Origin of the sequence: Hamadaea sp. NPDC051192, assembly GCF_040682475.1 — a bacterium.
Lineage (GTDB): Bacteria > Actinomycetota > Actinomycetes > Mycobacteriales > Micromonosporaceae > Hamadaea > Hamadaea flava.
Genome location: NZ_JBFBAZ010000131.1, coordinates 1 through 22,008 on the forward strand (window position 1 = coordinate 1; position 22,008 = coordinate 22,008).

Below are 22,008 nucleotides of genomic sequence, written 5' to 3' on the forward strand. Positions count from 1 at the left end.
GCCGCCGAGCCGCCAGGAGAATCCGCGCAGCGGCTCGATCGGGTCCTCGACGTGGCCGCCGAGCAGGGTCTGTCGGTGATCATGACGTTGCCCGCGGCGAGCTGGACCCTGCACGCGGGTGCACGCTGGGCGGCGCACCCGGCGCTGTTCGCCTGGTCACCCGACAGTCCGGAGTGGACCGACGCGCTGCGTGCGGTCGATCCCTACGGCCACCCGATCGCCGGAGTCGACTTCGAGATCGGCTCGGGCCTCGGCCACCTGCCCGTTCTCCACGACGGCGACCGTTCGCCGTGGGCGACGATCTTCTCGGGATACGCCGGGCACCTCGCCGAAGTGCGGTTTCGCGGTCTGCGCGCGTTTCTCGCGGGCGAGTGCCTGGGCCGGTTCGCGCCGATCGCGAGCGGTCCTGCCCTGGCCCTCACCGCGTCGAACAAGGCGCTGCTGTGGATTCCCTCCACTTCGGAGGGAGTGGTCACGCTGGGCGGCTTCGCGCCCGGTCCGTACGTCGCCACCTGGTGTTCGACTACGGACGGGTCCGCGCAACGCCAAGACCCAGTGGCCGCGCCTGAGGGCACGATCCGGCTCGCGATCCCCGCTCTTCCCGCTGACACGGCGGTACGCGTGACGCCGGCCGTTCCGACGCAGCGCACGCCGCGGTAGCTCCCCGAGAACCGGCGCCCCGAGCGGTGGTCGCCGCTCGGGGGCCGTTTGGTCAGGCGGTGGTGCTCACCTCGATGAGGCCACGGTAGAAGTCGTGGTCGGAGACGGTGTCGGCGACCTCGATCGGCAGGGCGCTCACCGAGGCCGGGTTCACGGTTTCGGAGTAGAAGATGTAGTCGTACTTCGTGGCCGTCCCGAGGGTCTTGGCGCCGCTGCGGCAGGCCGCGGCCGAGGCGCTGCACCGCGTCCCGTAGTAGCGGTCGTCGTCCTGGTCGGCTTCGTAGAACATGCCGAAGCCGCCGCCGGGCAGGGTTTCCGGGCGGTAGAACGCGTCCATCGCCGGGTCGACGGCGTGCGAGTTGAAGTCCCCGCCCACGACGACGATCTTTCTGTTGGCGATGTCGCCGTCAAGATCGGAGGCCAGGCGGGTCGCCTGCGCGGTGCGGGCTCGCTTGTTGATCCCGGCGGGATCCTGGAATGCACGGAAATGAACGCTGCACCCCTTGACCACGCGGCTGCCCAACTCCGGCAGGCTGACGTCGAAACACAGCGCGCGGAAGGTCCGCGGATTGACCGCAGTCGACCCGTTGATCTGATGACGCTCGCCGCCGACCGAGATCTCGTCGCGGCCGCTCAGCGTGCCCCGAGCGGCCATGACCTGACCTATCCAGCAGCGTCGGTCGTCATTGGATGGATCCGCGTCCTCGTTGACCGCACAATTCGTCGCTCCGCAACCGGTGTAGTCGGTGAGCATCGCGGTGAAGCCCAGCTGATACTGCCCCGAGGTGAAGGTGTGCGCGCCGAACCACTCGAACTGCTGGTAGCACACCTCCTGGAACATCATCAGGTGCGGCGAGTAGGCGTCCACCAGATTGGCCACGACCGGCAGATTGGTGGTCGTCCCGTGCTGACACATGCCACCGCAGATGTTGTGGCTGATCACCTTGAGCCCCACGGTGGCGGCGACAGCGACATTCGCCGTAGCCGCGCCCGCCGGGGCTGGAGTCGTCAGGACGTTGGTGGCCGGGACCTCGCCGGCCGAAAGAACCGCGGCCCCACTGGGCACCGCGCCCGGGATGATCATCCCGGCGACGGCGATCACCAAGATCGCCAAACTCCTGCGAACCACGACTTCGCTCCTCCCCAGGTCTTACGTGGTCGTCGAACTCCTCCGTGCGCTGGACTCACGGCCGTTGGAATCGACGAAGACCAACCGGACCGAGCCCGCAGGCTCGTGGCGGTCGGGGGGATTGTGCCATCAAATCGATCGATCCGGTCAGTCCCCGTTTTCGCCGAGGAGGCGGTCGACGGTCGCCACCTTCGCGTCGAGCGCTCCGCTGACGCCGTCGCGCCAGTCGAGCTTGAGCACCAGCCCGGTACGCGGAGAGCGGGCGTGCACGGCCTCGGTGGCGGCCTTGACGACGGCCATCACCTCGTCCCAGGACTCGCCTTCGATGGTGGTGAACATGGCGTCGGTGCGATTGGGCAGGCCGGACGCGCGTACGACGCGAATGGCCTCGGCGACGATCTCCCCGACGTCCTCGCCGGTGCCGACCGGGGAAACACTGAACGCGACCAGAACGGACATGATCACGAGGCTATCATCGGGGCGTGAAAGACCAGGTCGCGGACGTGTGGGTGGTCGCCGGGCCGCCCGGGGCGGGCAAGTCCACCGTCGCCGGGCTGCTGCTGGAGCGCCTCGATCCGGTGCCGGCCCTGCTCGACAAGGACACCCTCTACGGCGACTTCGTGGCCGCGACGCTGGCGGCGTACGGGCGGCCGGCGGGGGAACGCGAGGGACCCTGGTATGACGAGCACATCAAGGAACACGAGTACGCCGGGCTCACCGCCACCGCCCGGGAAGTGCGTTCGCACGGCTGTCCGGTGTTGTTGTCCGGACCGTTCAGCGGCCCGATCCATGATCCGGACCGATGGGACGCCTGGGTCGCCGCGCTCGGCGGCCCGCGCGTACGCCTGATCTGGGTGCACACCGATCCGGTGACGCTGCGGGGCCGGATCGAGACGCGAGGGCTGGCCCGGGACGGGGCCAAGCTCGCCGACTACGGGGCGTACGTGGCGCGCATCCGGCCGGACCGGCCGCCGGCGGCGCCGCACGAGCGCGTCGACAACCGGGGTGGCCGGGAGGCGCTCGCGCGGCAGGTCGCCGAGATCGTGGAACGGGCTCAGGAGCCGTAGCGGTCGCGGGCGTGAATGCTCGGATCCATCGGAGTACGCGCATCCGAAGCTGGACTTCCGGGCGGGCTTCCGCCAGAGTTCCCCGGCAGTACGATGTGGTCGCTTTCCGTTCCCGGCCCTGGGGAGGTCGCGTATGTCTACACCAGACGAACAGCCCGTTCCGCCGCCGATCAGCCCGCCGCCGTCGCCGGAGGACTTCCATCTGCCGACCGCGGCGCCGCCCGGCCCGTACCTCTCCGACGACGGCTGGGACGCGCCGCCACCGGTCGCCGCGCCGCAGCCGGTCGCCCCGCCACCCGTCGTCCCACCGCCGCCCGCGCCGTCGCCGTTCGTCCCGCAGCCGCCCTCGCCGCAATGGTCGCGACCGGTGCAGCCGCCGGGATCGGCTCCACCTGGGCCGTATCTGGCCGACCAGGGTTGGGACGCCGGGCCGTCTCCGGTGCAGTCGCCGGGGTCACCGCCGCCGGGGCCGTATCTGGCCGACCAGGGCTGGAGTGCCCCGCAGCAGTCGGGTTCGGCTCCGCCCGGGCCGTATCTGGCGGATCAGGGCTGGAACGCGCCGCAGTCGCCGGGGTCACCGCCGCCGGGGCCTTATCTGGGCGACCAGGGCTGGAACGTCCCGCAGCCGCCGGGTTCACCGCCGCCCGGCCCTTTTCTGGGGGACGCGCCTTGGGACAACGCCCCGGGCTCGGCGCCACCGGGGCCGTACCTCAGTGACGGCGGCCGAGGCGGCACGACGCCAGGTCCGCGCACGGAGCATTACGAACCGTTCTTGACGCGGCTGTTCCGTCGCTTCCGGAGCCGCTAGTGAGCGACATCGTCAAGGGGGTCCTCAGTGGCGGCTGGGGACTGGTCGTCGGCTGGATCCTGCCCGCCGCGCTCAATGTGATCATCGCTGCGTGGCTGCTTCCCGGGGTAGCGGGGTTGCCGCGGCTGAGCGACCTGGCCGAGGACGCCACGCGTACGGGGTTGCTGGCCCTGGCCACGGCGATCCTGGCCGGGCTGCTGCTCGCCGCCGTCCAGACGCCGCTCTACCGGATTCTGGAGGGCTACTTCGGCTGGCCCCGCCCGTTCGTGGCGGCGGGCCGTCGTCGCATGCTGCGCCGCAAGCACCTGCTCGCCGACCGCCTCGACGCGGCTCGTCTGGCCGACGCGGAGGCGAACGGGACGCTGGACGAGGACGGGGTGGCGGCGCTCGCCGCGATGCGGGCGCACCCGTTGGTCGGCCGCCACGTAACCGCCGACGCCCGGCGCGGCCCGGTCCAACGTGGACTGCTGCACGAGCGGCTGCGCCGCTTTCCGGTGGACGACGGTCAGGTGGTGGCGACCCGGCTCGGCAACGCGATCCGGCGACTGGAGGAGTACGGCTACGACCGGTACCGCCTCGACTCCCAGGTCTTCTGGTACGAGCTGACCGCGGTCGTGCCCGAGCGTACGGCGAAGCAGGTGGACCAGGCACGGACCACTGTGGACTTCTTCGTCTGCCTGCTCTACGGGCACCTCATCGTCGCGGCGTTCGCCGTCGGCGCGGTGGCCTCCGGTGCGGCCGACGGCTCTGTCGCGGTGTGGTCCACCGTGGCCGCGCTGGTCCTGCTGTCGATCGCCTGGTACCGGGCGGCCGTCATCACGACCGACGACTGGTCCGCCGCCGTACGCGCGATGGTGAACGTCGGCCGCGTACCCCTTGCCCAAGCGCTGGGCCTGCGGCTGCCGGACGGCCTCAGCGAGGAGCGTGCGATGTGGACGCTCAGCTCGCAGCTGACGCGGCTGGCGTACGACGAGCGGGCCACCGACCTCGACAAGTACCGAGCCCCCGGCGGATCAGGGTTCTCGGTCGAATCATGAGGAAGATTCGACCGAGAACCCTGATCCAATGCCAAAAAGGGTGCCGGCAGCGTAGAAGGGGCTAGCTGAGCGGGGGGAGCGGGCAGTGGAGCAGGGAGCAGACGGTCCGCAGTAGCTCGGCTTCGGCGACGGTCACCGTGCCGTCGGATCCGATGACTGCCACGATCGCCTGCACCAGACGGGACTTGTCGTCTGGGACGAGACCGTCGAGCGCCGCCCAGACCGACTCGAGTTCGACGACCCCGCGCGGGGGAGCGATGTACTCGGCCTGCTTGCCGGGCAGGAGGACGGCGACGCCGGCGTCGAACGCGCTCTGGGCGCGGGTGGCGCTGACCGCGCCGGCCTGGGCGAGCACCGCCAGCAGGATGAGCGCGGCGTCCGTCGAGGCCGCGAGCGTACGCTGCGGCTCCCGCCAGCCCGAGTTGGGCTTCATCGATTCCTGGAGCTGGCCGAGCAGCAGCCGGGACAGGCAGTACTCGAAGACGGTGATCCGGCCGTCGGCGTGGATCAGCGCGAAGACCGCGCCGAGCAGAGCCTGCTGGTCGGCGGTGGCCAGCGAGCGCAGTGCCGGGAAGGCGATCTCGGCCAGCGGCAGCCGGTGTGCCGGGGCGAGCGTGGCCAGGTCACCGGCCTCGGCCAGGGCAGCGTCGGCGATTCGCTGGCCGAGCTTCTCCTGCAGTGTCCGGTGCTGGGCCTCCCGGGCCGACGGGTCCTCCGCCATGAGTAGCCCCAGCACCAGCGGGCCGACGGTATGCGGATTCCGGGCGCGGCCGAGGACGGCCTCGGGGATCTCGCCGAGCAGCGTTCCGGCCCGCTGATAGGACTCGCTGGTCGGGGCGGCGACCTGGGTCACCACGACGTGCGGCTGCACCGCCGCCTTGGCCGCGGGAGCCGGGGCGGCCGCCGCGGGCGGTGCGAAGCCGAGCGCGATGTCCTCCTGCTGCCCGTCCGGCGGCTGCTGCGCCCACTGCTGGGCCAGTCGGTCCAGCTCGGCCGGGTCGAACTCCGGCTCCAGCACCTTGATCCGGTCGGCCAGCGGCGGGTGGGTGGCGAACAGCGAGCTGAGGCGGCGGCCGGAGCCGAACAGCATGTGCCCGACCTCCTCCTCGCGCGGATTGCGGATCTGCGACCCGGTCGGCAGCCCGCCGATCTTCTTCAGCGCCCCGGCGATGCCGGAGGTCTGGCGGGTGAACTGCACGGCCGAGGCGTCGGCCAGGTACTCCCGTTGCCGGGACACCGACGCCTGGATGAGCCGTCCGGCGAAGACCCCGATGAGCCCCGCGCCGACCATCGCGATGCCGATCAGCGGCAACGGGTTGCCGCCGGACTTCTCGCCGTCCCGGGACGACCGGTTGTTGCCGCCGCCCGCGAAGAAGCCCCAGCGCAGCAGCTCTCGCCCGATGACGGTGAGGAACAGGATGCCGAACAGCAACCCGATCAGCCGGATGTTGAGCCGCATGTCCCCGTTGAGGACGTGGCTGAACTCGTGGGCGATGACGCCCTGCAGCTCGTCGCGGTTGAGCCGGTCCAGCGACCCCTGGGTGACCGCGACCGCCGCGTCCGTCGGCGACCAGCCCGCGGCGAAGGCGTTGATGCCCTGCTCCCGAGGCAGCACATATACCTCCGGCACCGGTACGCCGGAGGCGATGGCGATCTCCTCGACCACATTGCGCAGTCGCCGGAGCTGTGGATCGGTCGTGTCCTGGGGCACGAGGACGCCGCCCAGTTCGATGGCGACCTTGCCGCCGCCGCCGCGCAGGCTGACCGTCCGGAACAGGCTGGCCAGCCCGATAGACAGTCCGGTCACGAAGGCGGCGGCGACGGCCAGGCCGACGATCGTCGTGGGATCCTCATCCCAGGCGCCGAACGCCGTGATCACCGCCAGCGCGACGGTGACGATGATGCCGATGACGGCTACGACGAAGAGCACCACCAGGCGTGCCGACATGCGGCGTACCTGTTGCTGGCGGCCGAAGAAGTCCATCCGAGGGGTCCGCCCGGGCTCAGAACTGGACCTTGGGCGCCTGACGCTGCTGCGGGTCTTCGATCTCCAGCAGCGCGGCCTGGCCGAAGCCGCCCATCCCCGCGATCATGTTCGCCGGGAAGACCTCTCGCTTGTTGTTGTAGGCCATGACGGAGTCGTTGTATGCCTGACGCGCGAACGCGACCCGGTTCTCCGTGCTGGTCAGCTCCTCGGAGAGCTGCATCATGTTCTGGTTGGCCTTCAGATCCGGGTAGGCCTCGGCGACCGCGAACAGGCGGCCCAGCGCCTGGGTCAGCATGCCCTCGGCCCCGCCCAGCTCCTGCATCGCGGCCGGGTCGCCCGGGTTCGCGCCGGCGGCGGACTGCGCCGTGACGGCCCGGGTCCGCGCCGCGGTGACGGCCTCGAGGGTCTCCCGCTCGTGCTTGATGTACCCCTTGGCGGTCTCCACCAGGTTGGGGATCAGGTCATGCCGCCGGGTGAGTTGCACATCGATCTGGGCGAAGGCGTTCTTGTATCCGTTGCGCGCGCGAACGAGCCCGTTGTAAACGGATACGCCCCACCCGCCGACGACAAGCACGATCAGAACCAGACAGACGATGCCGATCAGCCATTCCATGGCGCTCTCCTTGGGCAGCCGGACAAGTTCCCCCTTGGGATCTTCACTCCAGCCTAAGCAATCGAGTCCACCGGGTCTGATCAACGCCGGGGGACCGGCTTCGCAAACTTGTGGTTGCCCCAATATTAGAGTCGCACTAAGATTAGCGCCATGGGGTTGCGGGAGGTCAAGAAGGAGCAGACTCGGCGACACCTCGCCGAGGTCGCGGGCCGGTTGTTCGCCGAGCGCGGGTTCGACCGGGTGACCGTCGCCGAGGTGGCCCGCGAGGCTCAGGTCGCCGAGGCGACCGTCTTCAACTACTTCCCGGCCAAGGAAGACCTCTTCTACTCGCGGTTCGAGAGCTTCGAGAGCGGGCTCGTCGACGCCGTCCGTGATCGTGCGCCGGGTGTGCCGGCGCTGGCCGCGTTCCGGGATCGACTGCTGCGTACCGGGGGACTGCTGGCCCAGGTCGCCACGGACGCGGAGGCGTGGGAGCGGCTGCGGACGCTCAACCGGATCATCGCCGGCAGCGCCGCTCTGCGTACGCGGGAGCAGCGGGTCATGGCCGAGGCGACCGCTGCGTTGGCCGGGCTCCTCGCCGCCGAGCCGGGCGCTGACGAGGTCACGGCGTACGTGATCGCCAACGCGCTGATGGGAGTGCATCGCGCGCTCATCGATCACGTCCGGCGGGCCGTCGCCGCCGAGGTCGCGCCGGATCGGCTCGCCGCCGAGACGACCGAGTTCGGCGTACGCGCCTTCGACCTGCTCGCCACCGGCCTGGGAGGACAGTCGTGAAACGGTTCGGCCCGCGTACGCGTAAAGCGATCCTGCTCGTCCACATCCTGGCGGCCGGCGGGTGGCTCGGCGTCGACGTGGTGATGGCCGTCTTCGTCGGCGTCGCGGCGACCACGGACGACCCGGACACCCGGATGCTCAGCTTCCGGGCGCTGGACACCTTCGCGGTGCCGTCGCTGCTGACCACGGGAACGATCAGTCTGCTGAGCGGGCTGCTGCTCGGCCTCGGCAGCCGCTACGGCCTGGTCAGGTACTGGTGGGTGGCGGTCAAGCTGGTGCTCAACCTCGTCCTCACGGCGCTCGTCCTCGTCGGGCTCGCCCCGGCTATCCAGCGTTCCCTGGAGCTGGCGGCCGTCGGCGATCTGGCCTATCCGCCTGTCGTGTCACCGGTCTGCCTGCTCATCGCGTACACGTTGGCTGTTTTCAAGCCGTGGGGCCGGATCGGCAAGAGCCGCCCCACGGCCTGAGCGTCACGCGATCATCGCGCAGATGTCCTTCTCCGTGCCCTTGGCGTAGCTGAGGGTGCGGCCCGCGGGCGCGAGTTCCGCGACGTAGCGGCCGGTCAGCAGGTAGAGCCCGGCGGCGTGGTTGTTGGCGCGATCGGGCCGGAAGCCCATGGCGACCGGGCCGGACCAGTCCCAGGTCTGGCTGCCGTCGGCGTGATAGGTGACCACGTGCCCGTGGCCACTCGCGTTGACGGTGGCCGACGCGCCGGTGTCCAGGTTGGTCACCTTGACCGTCAGCGGGCCGAGGTACTCCTCCTGCAGTTCGGGCTCGGTGGCGATGACCCGGCCGCGGACGCCGTCGATCGGCTCCTCGATCCGGATGGGGAAGGCGCACAGCGCGCCGCCGGGAATCTCGGCGGGCTCACTGGGCGTGGGGAACCAGCCGGAGTCGCCGTACGGGCTCTCCGGCTGCCCGGCCGCGACGGCCGGACTGACGGCGGCGGTGACGCCGAGCGCGGTGATCAGGGCGGTGGCGGCGACTGCTCGGGCAAGACGCACGGGGGTGCCTCCTCACGATCGGACTAACCAGTTATCTTCTGTTAACTGGTTAGCCCGCCCGTCAGGTTGTCATAGATCTCCGCCAGCTTGGCGCGATTGTCCGGATTGCTCAGCAGGGGATCGCTGTCGGCCCATTGGCCCACCGCGCCGACGCCGTGCGGTATCGCCTTGAGCCCGGCGTCGGTGACCTCGGCCAGCAGTGAGGACTGCACCTCGTCGGCGATCGTCCAGAAGGGACGATCGAAGAAGCGGGCCGCCGCCGTCTCGGGGCCGGGCCGCCCGTTCTCCCGCTGGACCTTCAGGAGCAGCTCGGCCGCGTCGAGGACGGCTCGCTCCCGGTCACGCCAGTCACCGGAGTCGAGTAGCCGCCGCAGCGGCTCGGTCAGGGACTCCTTGGCCGGGAGCAGCGCCTCGCGCCATTTGGCGTACGGGGCCCAGCGACGGTGGACCAGGTAGGACAGTTCCATCAGCTCACCGGCCAGGGCCGCGGAGAGGATCCGGGACTGGAGCTCCTGACCTCGTTCGGCGGTACGCCCGATGAACGACATCCGCATCCCGATCCGGATCCAGGCGGTGGCCAGCACGAACCGGTCCACCTCGGCGGGATACCAGCGCAGGGCGTCGCGGAGCGGACCCAGTTCCCCGGTCGTGTCGGTGAAGACAGCCCCGGCGGTGACCTCCAGTACGCCTTGGCCGGTGACGGTCAGCCAGCCCTTCGTGGTCAGCGTGTGGTCATCGGAGGGCCGCGCGCCGAGGCGGCTGGCCGCGAAGTCGGTCACCGTCGCCACCTCTACCTGGTGGGACTCGGTCTGATTCCAGGTGACGGGGAAGCGCACCCGGTGGCCGGCGTACTCGGGCGGCAGCTCGGCTTCGAGCATCGCATGCACGGTCGCGACCCGGGCGTGCTCGGCGTTCGGCAGCAGCAGGGTCAGCCGGCAGCCCCAGTCGTGATCGCGGCTGATCTCGTCGTCCAGCCCGAGCATGTCCGACCCGGAACCCAGCCGGGCGGTGGCGTACCGCAGGTCCGGGAAGTGCCGCGTGAGCAGCGGCTCGACGACATCGGCGGCGTACGTGCGGGAGAGGTCGATGCCTTTCATGATCGCAGCAAACCGGAAATCCCGGTCGACCCGCAACGTAATTCCGCGCCGAATACGTCTTCCCGACGGATGATCTCGCTACGAGGAGGTATCAGCATGACCGTCCCGATGAGCCGCCGCGCGGCGCTCGGATTCGGTAGCGTCGCAGCTGCGACGGCCGTGTTCGGCACGGCCGAGTCCGCCGCCGCCGAGGAGGCCAGCCCGTCCGTGTCCGCCCAGGCCACCCCGGAACAAGCCGCCGCCGCGATCGGCCTGGTCTACAAGGCCGCCGCGAAGAAGGCCGGCGGAACCTGGAACGCCAAGGTGAGCGTCGAAGGCGCGGCCGGACCGATCTCGGCCGTGGAGGTCGGCGTCGACGACACGGTCGAGTCCTACAGCGTGAACAAGATCCCGGTCGCGATCGCGGTCCTCGACAAGGTCGACCGCGGGCTTCTCGCGCTCGACCAGCGCATCGAGGTGACCTCGGCGATCGTCATCCCCGGCGGCGACGGGATCTTCAGTCTCGACGGGGCCTACCCCAGCTCGGTCACCGTGGGCCACGCGCTCGCCGCGCTGCTCACCGTCTCCGACGACACGGCGGTACGCCTCTGTGGGCTGGTCGCCCCGGCGCTGGAGATCAACCAGATCCTCGTCGCCAAGGGCTTCCCGCGTACGCAGGTGGAGCCGGTCGCCAACCCGAACCGGTTCTTCCTCGGCACCACCACTCCCACCGAGATGCACGACCTGCTCCGGGCGCTGGTCCGGGGCGACCTGCTCAGCCCGGCCTCGACGGCGTACCTGTTGGGGCTGCTGCGCTCGCCGATCGCCTTCACCGACGGCGTACGCCGGGAGATGTCCTCGGACGAGCGGGCCCGGATCGCCACCAAGGCGGGCTGGTTCGACGACGGCCGCAACGAGGCCGGGATCGTCTTCGACACCGCCGGTGAACCCCTGCTCACGTACGCCTTCTTCGCGCGGGGTCAGGCGAACCCGGAGGACTTCGGGGCGACCCACCCGGCGGTGCAGGCGCGGGCGGTCATGGGCCGCGCGTTCCTGACCATCCTCGCCCGCCTCACCGGCGTCACCGGGGTCGCCACCCTCGCCCCCCGCACCCCCTACCGCCCCTCCAACGGCGGCTGACCCGCTCTCGCTGTCAGCGCGGCAGTTTTTTCGCGCTGGATCAGGGTTCCGTGTCGAATCTTGCCCCAAGATTCGACCGGGAACCCTGATCCAGCGCTCTCGATCAGGGTGAGGTCGTCAGGTGACGATGAGGACGGCGACGCTGGCCGCGAGGACGGCGGCCGCCGTGGCGGCACCGGTCAGGACGAACTTGCGCCAGTCGATCGCCACGCCCCGGTTGCGGCAGTGCTCGGCCCAGATCAGCGTGGCCAGCGACGCCCACGGCGTGATCAACGGGCCGACGTTGGTGCCGATGAGCAGGCCGAGCAGTTGCGTGTGGTTGGCCTCCGGGATGACCGCCTCGCCGGCGACGTAGCTGGGCAGGTTGTTGAGGATGTTGGCGAAGCCGCCGCCCGCGATCGCCGCCCGCCAGGTGCCCGCGGCGCCCGGATCGGTGCCGATCAGCGAGGTCATCATCGAGTCGAGGCCGTGCTGGCCGACCGTCTCGACCACGAGGAACAGGCCGGTCACGAAGACGACCAGCCGCCACGGGATCAGGCTCCAGCGCAGGTGCCGCCGCCCCCACTTCGCGAACGCGGCGACGAGGACGGCCGTGCAGACCGGCGTCATGTATTCCAGCGGCACGTCCAGCAGCAGGCCGACGATGAAGACCGCGCAGCAGACCGAGGCGACCCAGAACAGTGGACGGTTGCCCGCCTGGTGCGGACTCGGCGGCGTGTAACGCGGCGGGTTGCGCCGCCAATAGAAGATCCAGAGACAACCCGCGACGACGACGATCGCGGCGAGTTGGGGCAGCACCATCCGCTCGGCGAAGGCGACCGGGCTGAGCTTTACGCGGCCGGCGGCGAGGAGGTTGGTGAGGTTGGAGACCGGCAACAACAGGCTCGCCGTGTTGGCCAGCCACACCGTCGTCATCGCCAGCGGCAGGGGGGCGACCCCGGCGCGTACGGCGGTCGCGAGCATGACCGGCGTGAGCAGGACGGCGGTCGTGTCGAGGTTCAGGAACATCGTGGTCAGCGCGGCGAAGGCCAGGCAGAGCCAGAACAGCGCGATGTTGCTGCCCCGGGCCGCGATCGTGACCCGGGCCGCGATCACGTCGAAGACCTCGGCCTCGGCCGTCAGCTCGGCCAGGATGACCACCGAGAACAGGAAGATCAGGATCGGCAGGATGCGCTCGAGCGTCTCGCTCGCGTCGCGCGCCGGCAGGAGGCCGGTAGCGGTCGCCAGACCGCCCGCGACCAGCAGCGCGATCGCCAGCCAATCCATCCCGCTGAGCCGGCCGAGCAGGCCGCGCGGGTGCGCCGCAGTGGCCGCCGAGGTGGGTTCCGCCGGAGCGGCCGCCGAGGGGGCGGAGAGGTCTTCGTCCACGGTTGCCACCTCGCGGCGCCGTCGGGTGCTCATCTTCACCGTTCGCTCGTCTCACCCGGGCCCGGGGTGACCCCGGGATGGGTCATGAACCGGACACCCGAACAGGAACGCCGCATGATATCCACGTAGTGCCTTCGACAAGTGCGATGGAAGTGCCTTGCCAGAAGGTACAACAAGACCGCAAGGGCGAACGGGGGACGACCGCGTGGCGGAACTGACCAGGCTCGGCGGCGCTGTGGAGAACATGACGTTCCTGCGTCTCGACGGCGAGTTGATCATCGCGGCCAGCCGCAGTCAGGGCGTCGAACTGCGTACGGCGCCGGAGAACGAGGTCATCCGGGTGCTCGCCACCGGGATCGCCGCCCATTCGGTCGCCCGGCTGCCGGGGCGGGACGGCGTACCGGATCGGCTCGTCGTCGGCGGGGCTGACGGGGTGGTGCGGCTCTTCGACCTGGCCACCGGCCGCCAGGCCGCCGCCCAGCAGATCGGTGAGGGCGCCGTCCAAGACGTGGCCGTCGGGGTGCTGGCCGACGGAACCCAGGTGGTCGCGGCGATCCACGACGACGGCGTGGTGCTGTGGAGGCCGGAGGCGAGCGGGGTGACGAGGCTGCCTGACTCCGCCGGCGGCGGGGATGTGCGCCCGTTCAAGATCTGCGCCTATCGCGCGCTCGGCTCGCAGTGGCTGGCGTGTGCGTACAACGACAACTCGCTGGCCACCTGGGATCTGCACGACCTCGATCGCGGCAGGGTGTCGCGTGAGCCCCGGGTCCACGGCGGCCAGATCTGGTCGCTGATCGCCGTCGATGAACCGGCCTCGGGGTACGTGGTCGCCAGCGGCAGCGCCGACGGCACGGTCAAGCTGTGGATCGCCGACCGCGACGCGGGCCTGCGTCCGGGGCGCACGTTGTACGAGGCCTCGACGGTCCGCCGCCTTCGGTTCGTCCGGGACGCGGAGACGCCGCTGCTGGTGTCGGCGTCGGCCAGCGGCTCGGTGGCGTTGTGGCGCTTCGACGGGCCGACCGACCGGCCGCTCCGGGAGATCACCCGGCACCTCGGCGAGGTCTGGGCGCTGGCCTGCGCGACCACCGCCGACGGCGGCGTGGTGATCGCCTCCGGCGACATGCACGGCCGGGTCGAGATGACCCCGCTGCAGACCGAGCTGATCAGCGACGTCACCGGGCGCGACCTGTTCGCCGCGCCCGGCACGACCTGGGTCGCGGTCAGCGGCGTCACCGCGAACGGGCAGTACGTCGCGTGCGCCGGAGTGGACCAGACCGTCCACGTCCTCGACCCCGACACCGAGCTGCCGCCGGGCGGGTTCGACCCGATGAACACCGCCCGGCAGCCGCTCGCCCTGAAGGCGCACGTCAGCACCGTCCGCTCGCTGACCTCGGCGGGCACCGCGCTGAACCCGCACCTGATCAGCGGCGGGGCGGACCGGCGGGTGTTCGACTGGGACCCCGTCTCCGGCGGACTGCGTACCGAACTGCCGATGGGGCATCAAGGCGAGGTCTGGGCGCTAGCGCCCTTCCGTCTGCGCGGCGCTCAGTACGTCGCCAGCGGCAGCGCCGACGGCTCGGTCCGGATCTGCGGCCTGTCCGAGGGGGACCAGGCCGCCGTCCTCATCAGCGACTGCGGGGCGGTCAACGCCCTGGTGGCCGTGCCGTACGCCGACGGAGCGCTGCTCACCGTCGCCTCCACCCGGGGCGTACGCGTCGTGGCGGTGCAGAGCCCGGAGGCCGTCTCGGTGGTGTCGAGCCAGCAGATCTCGGCGGCGTGCGCGCTCGACGACGGCACCCGGCATCAGGTCGTCACCGCCCGGCCCGACGGCGACACCTGCGTCCTGGAATACGTGGACCCCGTCGCGCGTACGGTCGCCTCCGGGTTCCGGTACACCCACAGCAGCGCACAGGTCTCGGCGCTGGCCGCCGCCCGGATCGGCCAGGAAGTCCTGATCTTCGGCGGGTTCGACGACGGCCGGGTGATGGTCTGGCAGACCGACGGCACCCCGGTCGGCAAGCCGGTCCGGTTCGGCACCTCGACGGTCCGGGCGCTGGGCGTCGTCGAGATCGCACCACCGGACGGCCGCGGCTCCGGCGTCACGCGCCCGGCGTTGTTCGCCGCCGACGACGACGGCAGCGTACGCCTCTGGCCGATCGCGACCGGCAGCCTCCTGCGGTCCGGCGGCTCGATCGGATCCGCCGTCCGCCCGGCCTCGATCCTGCTCCAGGATCAGCCCACCGACCTCGACAAACTCTCCCGCGACGGGTTGATCGACACGATCCACTCGGTGTTGATGTCGCCGAGCACCAAGCCGCCCGTGGTCGTCGGCATCCACGCGCCGTGGGGCCAGGGCAAGTCGAGCGTCCTCCGCCAGCTGCGCGCCAAAGTGGATCCGCCGGGGGCGCTGGCCGCGGACGCGAAGACCCCGGTCGAGACGACGCACGAACTGCTCGCCCGGCCCGAGGCGGAGACGCCGAAGGGGCTGTTCGCCGGCCGACGAACAAAGTGGCAGGGCGGCGTTGTGCGTACCAGATTGACCAGAGCCTGGGCCTGGCGGCAGATCGCGCGGCCCGCGGAGGCCGACCAGCGACTGGAGTACGAGATGCGGCCGCGCGCCGACGCGGACAGCACGGCGATCACCGTGTGGTTCAACCCGTGGATGTACGAGAAGCCCGACCAGGTCTGGGCCGGGCTGACCCGGGAGATCTTGACCTCGATCACGGACCGGCTGCCGCCCGCGCAGCGCGAGCGGCTGTGGTTCGACCTGAACCTGCGGCGAACCGACCCGGCCGCGATGCGCAAGCGCATCCTCGCCAGCTACATCCCCCGGACCCTGGTCGGCATGCTGATCGGGCTGACCGTCGCGACCATCGTGATCATGGGCGTGGTCGCCGTCGGCGTCGCGGCCTGGAACAACACCGACTTCAACGCGCTGCTCGGCTCGGGCGCGGTCATCGGCATCACCGCCGCCTGGATCATCGGCAACCTGGCCTTCTCCAGCTTCAAACAGGTACGCGGCTGGATCTCGCCCGACGTGCTGACCCGCCCGGCCGCCGACGGCGTCGCCGCGGACGACGGCGACCGCGACTGGAAGGCCGCCCGCGACCCGCTGGAGAACAGCCAACGCGGCTACCTCTACATGCTGCAACACGACGTACGCGAAGTCGTCGCGCTCGCCACCGCCCACTCGCCGGTGATCATCATGGTCGACGACCTCGACCGGTGCAGCCCGGCGATCGTCTCGGACACCATCGAGGCGGTCAACCTGTTCCTGAACAAGGCGTTCGGCGACTGCCTGTTCGTGATCGCGCTCGATCCGGCGACCGTCGCGGCGCAGCTGGAGACGGTGTACGAATCACTGCGGCGGCGGGCGCACGACGACCCCGCCACGTTCGGCCACCTCCAGCACACTGGGTGGCGGTTCATGGAGAAGATCCTCGACCTGCCGATCCGGCTTCCGCGCGTACGCGATCAGGCGATGGCGTCGTATCTCGACGCGCTGCTCGACGCTTCGCCCACGCCGGCTTCTCGGGTTCCGGCTCAGCGGGCGGCGGCTTCTCCGTCGGGAACTCTGTCGGAGGGACCGGGGGTGGCGGCTGATCCGGCGGGGTTGGCCGCGCCGTTCGCCGCGCTCGATCCGTCGGCTCCCTCGGACACCGCGACCGGGGCGCAACTCGCGGAGGACCTGGAGCGGCTGCCGCCTGTCCGGCTCGCACTGCGTACGGCGGTGCTGAATCTGCCGCAGCGCAATCCGCGGCAGACCAAGGCCTTCCTCAACCTGTGGCGCTTCTACATGGTCCTCGACTACCTCACCGGGCACCTGAGCAGCAGCATCTCGGCGGTCGAACGGCACAGCATCGAGATGGCCCGGTTCGTCGAGCTCATGGTCCGCTGGCCGTGGCTTCTGGACACACTCGGGGCGCTTCGCGGCGAGGAGAGCACCGCCGCGCGGACGACGCTGGCGGAGTTGCTGGACTCGGCCGGTGACGAGGAACGCTGGAAGCAGGCCGCGGAGGCTGCCGGGCTGGACGCCGACGACCCCACGATTCGCGGCCTGCGCCGGTTGTTCGACCGGCCGGGGACCGACCGCGAAGTGTTCGCGTCGATCGCCGTCCGGTACCTCTAGCTCACTTGGCTGATCTTGAATGGGAAACCTCGCCCGGGCGACGTTTCCCATTCAAGATCAGCTAGAACCGCTCGTCGATCCGCAGTCCGAGCGCGCCCCACAGCTCGCGGGCGTTGGCGTACCGCCCGTCGACGGGCAGCTTCTCCAGCGCCGCGAGCACCTCTGGCGGGGCGTTCTCGGCCTGCGCGGTGTTCACGAGATCTTCGCGGCCCGCTGGGAAGTCGCTCTTGTGCAAGAACGACCCCAGCCGAGCACGCCAGTCTCGCCGATCGGCGTCGGTTTCATCCCCTTCCGCGACGTCGATGCTGCCTTCGAGGGCCCAGTTCGGTTCGGGTTGTCCGTCGCCGGCCGGTTCGGCTTCCCGCCACTCCTCGGTACGCCCACCACCGCTGCCTTGAGTCAGCACCCGGGTCTCCCGGGCCATCTCGTCGTCCAGCTGGGGGCCGTGTTTGCTGCTCCCACGCTCCATGCGCGGGGCGTACCCGTGGAGGGGCGCTTGAAACGCCCCACTCGCAGGTCCACGCCTTCCGCTGGGCTGACGTTGGCAGCAGATCACGGTTGTTGGCTGCAGATCACGGCCCGTTGGCTGCAGATCACGTTTGTGCAGGCAATCTGGGCGCGGGAGGCATGCGTAACCGTGATCTGCACCCAGTGCCCAAGGCGGTGGGGGAGTGCGGGGTCAGACCGGGGCGGGCTCGGGTTCGGCGTCCGCGACGGGCGGCGGAGCCACCACGTCCAGCGCCGGGGTGACCGCGTCCAGCGCCGCCCGTCCGGCCCGGCGCAGCGCGGTCCAGGCGAGGAAGCCGACCGGGATGATCAGCCAGCAGGAGAGCACCCGGTAGCCGAGGACGGTCGCCGCCGCCGGAGCGCTGGCGGCCCCCGCGCCGACCAGCCCGGCGAGCAGGCCGGTCTCGATCACGCCGATGCCGCCCGGGGTCAGCGGGATCTGCCGGACGATCTGCACGCCCAGGTAGGTCGCCGCGATCGCGCCGATCGACAGGCTCACGTCGAACGACCGGGCGACGGCGAAGAGGCAGAGCAGGTCGGCGAACCAGTTCACCACCGCGAAGAGCAGTGCGAGGAGCCAGTGCCGGGGTGCGACGTCGTGCGCTGAGCGTACGAGGCGGGCGATCCGGCCGTCGGAGGTCGGGTTCCAGCGCCGCCACAGCACCACGACCAGGGCGGTCAGCCCGACCAGGCTGGCCGCGCCGACGCACAGGCTGATCAGCCCGGTGACGGTGCCGCCGATCAGGTAGAGCACGCCCAGCCCGACGAACGACATCACGCCGGACAGCACCATGACCGCGGTCGCCACCGGCTTGCTCGCGCCCTTCGCCCGGAACTGCTGGAACGCGAAGGCGGCGGACACCGCCGATCCGGCGGGCAGGCTGATCGCGATGGCCGACCGGCTCAGCGTCAGGGCCATCGACTGCGGAAGCGTCATGCGTACGCCGAACGCACTGAGCAGTCGCCGTTGCTGACGGGCGAAGTTGGCCAGGGAGCAGAGCTGGGCGACGCTCGCGAGGGCGAACCAGCGGAGGTCCACGGAGTGCGCGGCGTTGATCACGTCGGCGGGGTGGGGAAGGCGGTTTCGCAGCACGAAGAAGACGATCGCGGCTGTGACGGAGTACGCCGCCCACCGCAGCCATTTGCGCGAGGGGCGGGCCGCCGCGATCGCAGCCTCGCTCACGTCAGAAAGCGTGCTCCTGGCGTGGCCTGGTCCGCAAGATCGGATGACGGACGCCACATCCGCTGGCAGACTGAGCTACGTGTCCCAGCCGCGCGGGGGACGCCCGACAGGAGGAGCACCATGTCCGACCAGGCCGACAAGCGCCGGCATCTGACCGACGACCAGATCCTCAAGCACATCAACGACCTGGAGACCGAGGAGCGCGAGCTCCGGTCGAAGCTCAGCTCCGGTCAGCTGAACCCGGAGACCGAGCAGCCCCGGCTGGCCGCGATCGAGGTCGAACTCGACCAGTTCTGGGATCTGCTCCGGCAGCGTCGCGCCAGGGCGGCTGCCCATCAGAACCCGGACGACGCCGAAGCCCGGTCGGCGGCGCAGGTCGAGGGCTACCTCGGCTGAGGATCCACGACGGCTACCGGCGGACCTGCAGGGAGCCCAGCAGCTCGGCGGTCGCCTGAGTCACGGCTTCGACCGCGCGGTCGAACGCCTCGGCGTTGTGCGCGGCGGGCGCGCGGAAGCCGGAGATCTTGCGGACGTATTGGAGCGCGGCCGCCCGGATGTCCTCCTCCGTCACCAATTCCTGGAACGGCGGGCGCAGCGTCTTGATGCTTCGGCACATGGCCCGATTATCGCGCGGAACACCGACAGACGACCGCCCCCGAAGCCGCCCGCCCGCATAGGACCGGCGAGAGCGGAAGCCGGCCACCCACGCCAGACTTGCGAGAGCGGTAGCCGCCCCACGATCAATCGTCGACTCTGCGATCATGGTCGAGGAAAGCGCTGTCCCCTCAGCAGGGAGTTCCCCATGCCCGAGCCCGCGATCATCCCTCGTCCGGCCCACGCGATCTTCCCGCCCGGCGTCCTGCCGCCGGCCGAGTCCGCCCAGGTCACCGCCCCGCCGGCGATCACCGGCCTGCTCGCCGAGGTGCTGCCCGGCGTCGGCGGCTCGTTCCAGCTGATCGAGGACGCCGAGCTCGGCCCGGAGGGCTACCGGCTGCGGATCGACGGCAGCGGGGTCGAGGCGCTCGCGACGACCGAGACCGGCCTGCGCTGGGCGGTGTCCACCCTGCGCCAGCTCGCCCACCCCGACGGCCTCCCGTACGCCGAGATCACCGACGTCCCCCGGCTGCCCTGGCGGGGCGCCCTGCTCGACGTCGCCCGCTGGTGCCACCCGATCGAGTTCGTCCGCGAATTCGTCGACCTGCTGGCCCTGCACAAGCTCAACACGCTGCACCTGCACCTGACCGACGACCAGGGCTGGCGCTTCGAGGTGCACAAGTACCCCCGGCTCACCGAGGTCGGGGCGTACCGGACGGAGTCCAACTCGGGGCATGCTCGGGACGGGAAGTTCGACGGGACCCCGCACGGCGGTTTCTACGCCCAGGAGCAGTTGCGAGACCTGGTGGCGTACGCCGAGCGCCGGGGTGTCCGGATCATGCCGGAGATCGACCTGCCCGGCCACATGCAGGCCGCCATCTCCGCGTACCCGTGGCTGGGCAACGACCCCGAACGGCAGCTTCCGGTGCGTACCGCGTGGGGGATCTCGAAGCATGTCCTCAACACCGACGACGCGACGCTGGCCTTCGCGCGCGACGTGCTGGACGAGGTCGTGGCGGTCTTCCCGTTCGAGTATGTGCACCTCGGCGGGGACGAGGTGCCGCTCGACGAGTGGACCGCGAGCGAGGCCGCGCAGAAGCGGGTGGCCAACGAGGGCCTCGGCGGCACGGCCGAGCTGCTGGGCTGGTGGATCAAGGAGATGGGCGACCACCTGGCCGGGCACGGCCGCAAGATCGCGGCGTGGGACGAGCTTGTCGAGGCCGCGCCGCCGAAGGACACGCTGATCTTCGCCTGGCGTGGCGCCGAACGGGTGAGCGCCGCGCTGGAGGCCGGGCACGAGGTGGTCGCGGTGCCGCAAGAATTCGTCTACCTCGATCACTACGAGACGCAGTCGCCGGACGAACCGCTGGCCATCGGCGGGCACACCCCGCTCGACCGGGTCTACGGCTTCGAGCCCGTGCCGACCGGCGCGGCCGGGCGCGTCCTGGGCACCCAGGGCATGCTCTGGAGCGAGTACACGCCCACGCCCTCGCTCGTACAGTTCCGCGCCTTCCCGCGGCTCGCGGCGGTGGCGGAGGTGGCCTGGTCCGCGGATCGCGACCTGTCCGACTTCCACCAGCGTCTCGACGCCCATCTGGTACGCCTGGAGCAGCGCACCATCACCGTCAACCGCCTAGGCCTCCCCCACTAACCCTCCCTCCCTCCCTCCCCACCCTCACCCGCCCCCCGCCCCTCTCTGTGCCCGTTGATCATGGAGTTAACTGAGGTCTCGACGGTGTGTCGGAGCCGGAAAGTCCATGATCAACGCAGCTCCGGTACGCGGGCGCGCCTGCGGGGTTAACCTCGAACCATGGGGTATCGGCTGGTCGCCGAGGCGACCATGGTCGTGCACTTCGGACTGCTCGTCTTCCTCGTGGTGGGCGGGTTCCTCGCCTGGCGCTGGCCCTGGGTGATCTGGCCGCACCTGGCCATGGCGACGTGGGGGCTGACCAGCACGGTCTTCGGCTGGCACTGCCCGCTGACCGCGTTGGAGAGCTGGGGGCGGCGAGGGGCCGGCGAAGCCGGTCTGAGCCGAGGGTTCATCGACACCTACCTGACCGGGGTGGTCTACCCCGCCCGGTATACGACCGTCATCCAGGTTGTGGTCGGGGCGGTCGTGGCGGTCTCGTGGGTCGGGTTCGTCCTTCGCCGTCGCCGTTTGCACCGTGAGAAGACATTGACGACTGTTTGAACCGGTCGTACGTTGACCGGACGGTCATCCAGGGGGCGCCCACCCTCGACCGCTCCGGCAACACTCCACGGATGCATCAGGAGGAAGGATGCTTCGCATCCCCCGGCGGCCTCGTGCCGTCCTCGTCCTATCCACGGCCGCCGCTCTGACGGCCACCTCCCTCACCGCCACCACTCTCGTCGCCTCGGCGGCGGCGGCCGGCTGCCGCGTCGAGTACGCCGTAGCGAGCCAGTGGGCGGGCGGATTCGGAGCCAACATCACCATCACGAATCTCGGCGATCCGATCAGTGGCTGGACGCTGCGCTGGACGTTCCCGGCCGGGCAGACCGTCACCCAAGGCTGGAACGGCACCTTCACCCAGTCCGGCGCGGACGTCACGGTGACCGACGCCGGTTACAACGCCGCGATCGCCACCAACGGATCCACCGCGATCGGCTTCAACGGCAGCTGGAACAACGTCGCCAACACCGACCCGACCTCGTTCACTTTGAACGGCGTCGCCTGCACGGGTTCGGTCCCGGCGTCGCCCACTGCGTCATCGTCAGCGTCGGCATCGCCGTCCACCTCGCCCACGACTTCGTCGCCCAGCCCGTCGACTTCCACGTCTCCGCCGGTGGAGCAGGGGCGGCAGATGGAGAAGCTGAACCGGGGTGTGACCAGTGTGCACTCCAGTTCGGGGAACATGGTGAGTTGGCGGTTGCTGGGTACGGATCCGGCGTCGGTGACGTTCAACCTGTATCG

At 70.6% G+C, this 22,008-nt stretch carries 22 protein-coding genes; 12 read left to right on the forward strand and 10 right to left on the reverse strand.

Annotated features, from left to right (window positions below; translation table 11 throughout):
* Positions 1 to 660, forward strand: a 660-nt coding sequence (locus AB0M47_RS34435) for a hypothetical protein (protein WP_363421590.1), incomplete at its 5' end; no start/stop codon positions are given.
* A 52-nt stretch (positions 661 to 712) separates the two neighbouring features.
* Here the strand turns inward: AB0M47_RS34435 and AB0M47_RS34440 are convergent.
* Entirely contained in the window at positions 713 to 1,789 is a 1,077-nt protein-coding gene (locus tag AB0M47_RS34440; RefSeq protein ID WP_363421592.1) for an endonuclease/exonuclease/phosphatase family protein, read from the reverse strand.
* A 147-nt stretch (positions 1,790 to 1,936) separates the two neighbouring features.
* On the reverse strand, positions 1,937 to 2,248 hold the full coding sequence (locus AB0M47_RS34445) for an MTH1187 family thiamine-binding protein (protein WP_363421594.1): 312 nt from the start codon (positions 2,246 to 2,248) through the stop codon (positions 1,937 to 1,939).
* Positions 2,249 to 2,271: 23 nt separating this feature from the next.
* Between AB0M47_RS34445 and AB0M47_RS34450 the strand changes: the two genes are divergently transcribed.
* The 3 genes from AB0M47_RS34450 (at position 2,272) to AB0M47_RS34460 (ending at position 4,701) form a co-directional block, all read left to right on the forward strand.
* The gene (locus AB0M47_RS34450; RefSeq protein ID WP_363421596.1) at positions 2,272 to 2,856 is read left to right on the forward strand and encodes an AAA family ATPase; all 585 of its coding nucleotides are present in this window, start codon (positions 2,272 to 2,274) and stop codon (positions 2,854 to 2,856) included.
* Between the two features lie 133 nt (positions 2,857 to 2,989).
* Positions 2,990 to 3,664, forward strand: a complete 675-nt coding sequence (locus AB0M47_RS34455) for a hypothetical protein (RefSeq protein WP_363421598.1) — start codon at positions 2,990 to 2,992, stop codon at positions 3,662 to 3,664.
* On the forward strand, positions 3,664 to 4,701 hold the full coding sequence (locus AB0M47_RS34460) for a hypothetical protein (RefSeq protein WP_363421600.1): 1,038 nt from the start codon (positions 3,664 to 3,666) through the stop codon (positions 4,699 to 4,701). The genes AB0M47_RS34455 and AB0M47_RS34460 overlap by 1 nt, the downstream gene beginning before the upstream one ends.
* A gap of 61 nt (positions 4,702 to 4,762) precedes the next feature.
* Here AB0M47_RS34460 and AB0M47_RS34465 read toward each other — a convergent pair whose 3' ends face one another.
* Both AB0M47_RS34465 and AB0M47_RS34470 read right to left on the reverse strand, forming a co-directional pair.
* Complete coding sequence (locus AB0M47_RS34465; RefSeq protein WP_363421602.1) at positions 4,763 to 6,685, reverse strand: M48 family metallopeptidase; 1,923 nt, start codon at positions 6,683 to 6,685, stop codon at positions 4,763 to 4,765.
* Positions 6,686 to 6,704: 19 nt separating this feature from the next.
* The gene (locus AB0M47_RS34470) at positions 6,705 to 7,301 is read right to left on the reverse strand and encodes a LemA family protein (protein ID WP_363421604.1); all 597 of its coding nucleotides are present in this window, start codon (positions 7,299 to 7,301) and stop codon (positions 6,705 to 6,707) included.
* Between the two features lie 150 nt (positions 7,302 to 7,451).
* Here AB0M47_RS34470 and AB0M47_RS34475 point away from each other — a divergent pair, with 150 nt between their 5' ends.
* Positions 7,452 to 8,075, forward strand: a complete 624-nt coding sequence (locus AB0M47_RS34475; protein WP_363421606.1) for a TetR family transcriptional regulator — start codon at positions 7,452 to 7,454, stop codon at positions 8,073 to 8,075.
* Positions 8,072 to 8,542 carry a hypothetical protein gene (locus AB0M47_RS34480; protein ID WP_363421608.1) on the forward strand — a complete coding sequence of 157 codons (471 nt, stop codon included), beginning with the start codon at positions 8,072 to 8,074 and terminating at the stop codon, positions 8,540 to 8,542. Before AB0M47_RS34475 ends, AB0M47_RS34480 begins: the two co-directional genes overlap by 4 nt.
* 3 nt (positions 8,543 to 8,545) lie before the next feature.
* Here the strand turns inward: AB0M47_RS34480 and AB0M47_RS34485 are convergent, their stop codons facing one another.
* Together AB0M47_RS34485 and AB0M47_RS34490 are read right to left on the reverse strand one after the other, a co-directional pair.
* The gene (locus AB0M47_RS34485; protein WP_363421610.1) at positions 8,546 to 9,079 is read right to left on the reverse strand and encodes a hypothetical protein; all 534 of its coding nucleotides are present in this window, start codon (positions 9,077 to 9,079) and stop codon (positions 8,546 to 8,548) included.
* A 41-nt stretch (positions 9,080 to 9,120) separates the two neighbouring features.
* Entirely contained in the window at positions 9,121 to 10,176 is a 1,056-nt protein-coding gene (locus tag AB0M47_RS34490) for a DUF4037 domain-containing protein (protein WP_363421612.1), read from the reverse strand.
* A gap of 96 nt (positions 10,177 to 10,272) precedes the next feature.
* Between AB0M47_RS34490 and AB0M47_RS34495 the strand changes: the two genes are divergently transcribed.
* On the forward strand, positions 10,273 to 11,295 hold the full coding sequence (locus AB0M47_RS34495; RefSeq protein ID WP_363421614.1) for a serine hydrolase: 1,023 nt from the start codon (positions 10,273 to 10,275) through the stop codon (positions 11,293 to 11,295).
* A gap of 117 nt (positions 11,296 to 11,412) precedes the next feature.
* Here AB0M47_RS34495 and AB0M47_RS34500 read toward each other — a convergent pair whose 3' ends face one another.
* Positions 11,413 to 12,663: an SLC13 family permease gene (locus AB0M47_RS34500; RefSeq protein WP_363421616.1), complete on the reverse strand. Its 1,251-nt coding sequence runs from the start codon at positions 12,661 to 12,663 to the stop codon at positions 11,413 to 11,415.
* 205 nt (positions 12,664 to 12,868) lie between these two features.
* Between AB0M47_RS34500 and AB0M47_RS34505 the strand changes: the two genes are divergently transcribed.
* On the forward strand, positions 12,869 to 16,792 hold the full coding sequence (locus tag AB0M47_RS34505; protein WP_363421618.1) for a P-loop NTPase fold protein: 3,924 nt from the start codon (positions 12,869 to 12,871) through the stop codon (positions 16,790 to 16,792).
* 61 nt (positions 16,793 to 16,853) lie between these two features.
* On the opposite strand, the gene AB0M47_RS34510 is transcribed toward AB0M47_RS34505, so the two are convergent.
* Both AB0M47_RS34510 and AB0M47_RS34515 read right to left on the reverse strand, forming a co-directional pair.
* Positions 16,854 to 17,261, reverse strand: a complete 408-nt coding sequence (locus tag AB0M47_RS34510) for a DUF2795 domain-containing protein (protein ID WP_363421620.1) — start codon at positions 17,259 to 17,261, stop codon at positions 16,854 to 16,856.
* Positions 17,262 to 17,471: 210 nt separating this feature from the next.
* Complete coding sequence (locus AB0M47_RS34515; RefSeq protein WP_363421622.1) at positions 17,472 to 18,482, reverse strand: YbhN family protein; 1,011 nt, start codon at positions 18,480 to 18,482, stop codon at positions 17,472 to 17,474.
* A 120-nt stretch (positions 18,483 to 18,602) separates the two neighbouring features.
* Between AB0M47_RS34515 and AB0M47_RS34520 the strand changes: the two genes are divergently transcribed.
* Positions 18,603 to 18,878, forward strand: coding sequence for a DUF2630 family protein (locus tag AB0M47_RS34520; protein ID WP_253756300.1), 276 nt, complete (start codon positions 18,603 to 18,605; stop codon positions 18,876 to 18,878).
* A gap of 13 nt (positions 18,879 to 18,891) precedes the next feature.
* Here AB0M47_RS34520 and AB0M47_RS34525 read toward each other — a convergent pair whose 3' ends face one another.
* Positions 18,892 to 19,098, reverse strand: a complete 207-nt coding sequence (locus AB0M47_RS34525; protein WP_253756298.1) for a DUF2277 domain-containing protein — start codon at positions 19,096 to 19,098, stop codon at positions 18,892 to 18,894.
* 186 nt (positions 19,099 to 19,284) lie between these two features.
* Between AB0M47_RS34525 and AB0M47_RS34530 the strand changes: the two genes are divergently transcribed.
* The 3 genes from AB0M47_RS34530 to AB0M47_RS34540 all read left to right on the forward strand — a co-directional run.
* A complete protein-coding gene (locus AB0M47_RS34530) occupies positions 19,285 to 20,727 on the forward strand; it encodes a beta-N-acetylhexosaminidase (protein WP_363421624.1) in 1,443 nt (480 codons plus the stop codon).
* Between the two features lie 159 nt (positions 20,728 to 20,886).
* A complete protein-coding gene (locus AB0M47_RS34535) occupies positions 20,887 to 21,267 on the forward strand; it encodes a DUF2784 domain-containing protein (RefSeq protein WP_363421626.1) in 381 nt (126 codons plus the stop codon).
* A gap of 88 nt (positions 21,268 to 21,355) precedes the next feature.
* The coding region (locus tag AB0M47_RS34540; protein WP_363421628.1) for a cellulose binding domain-containing protein at positions 21,356 to 22,008 on the forward strand (653 nt) is incomplete at its 3' end.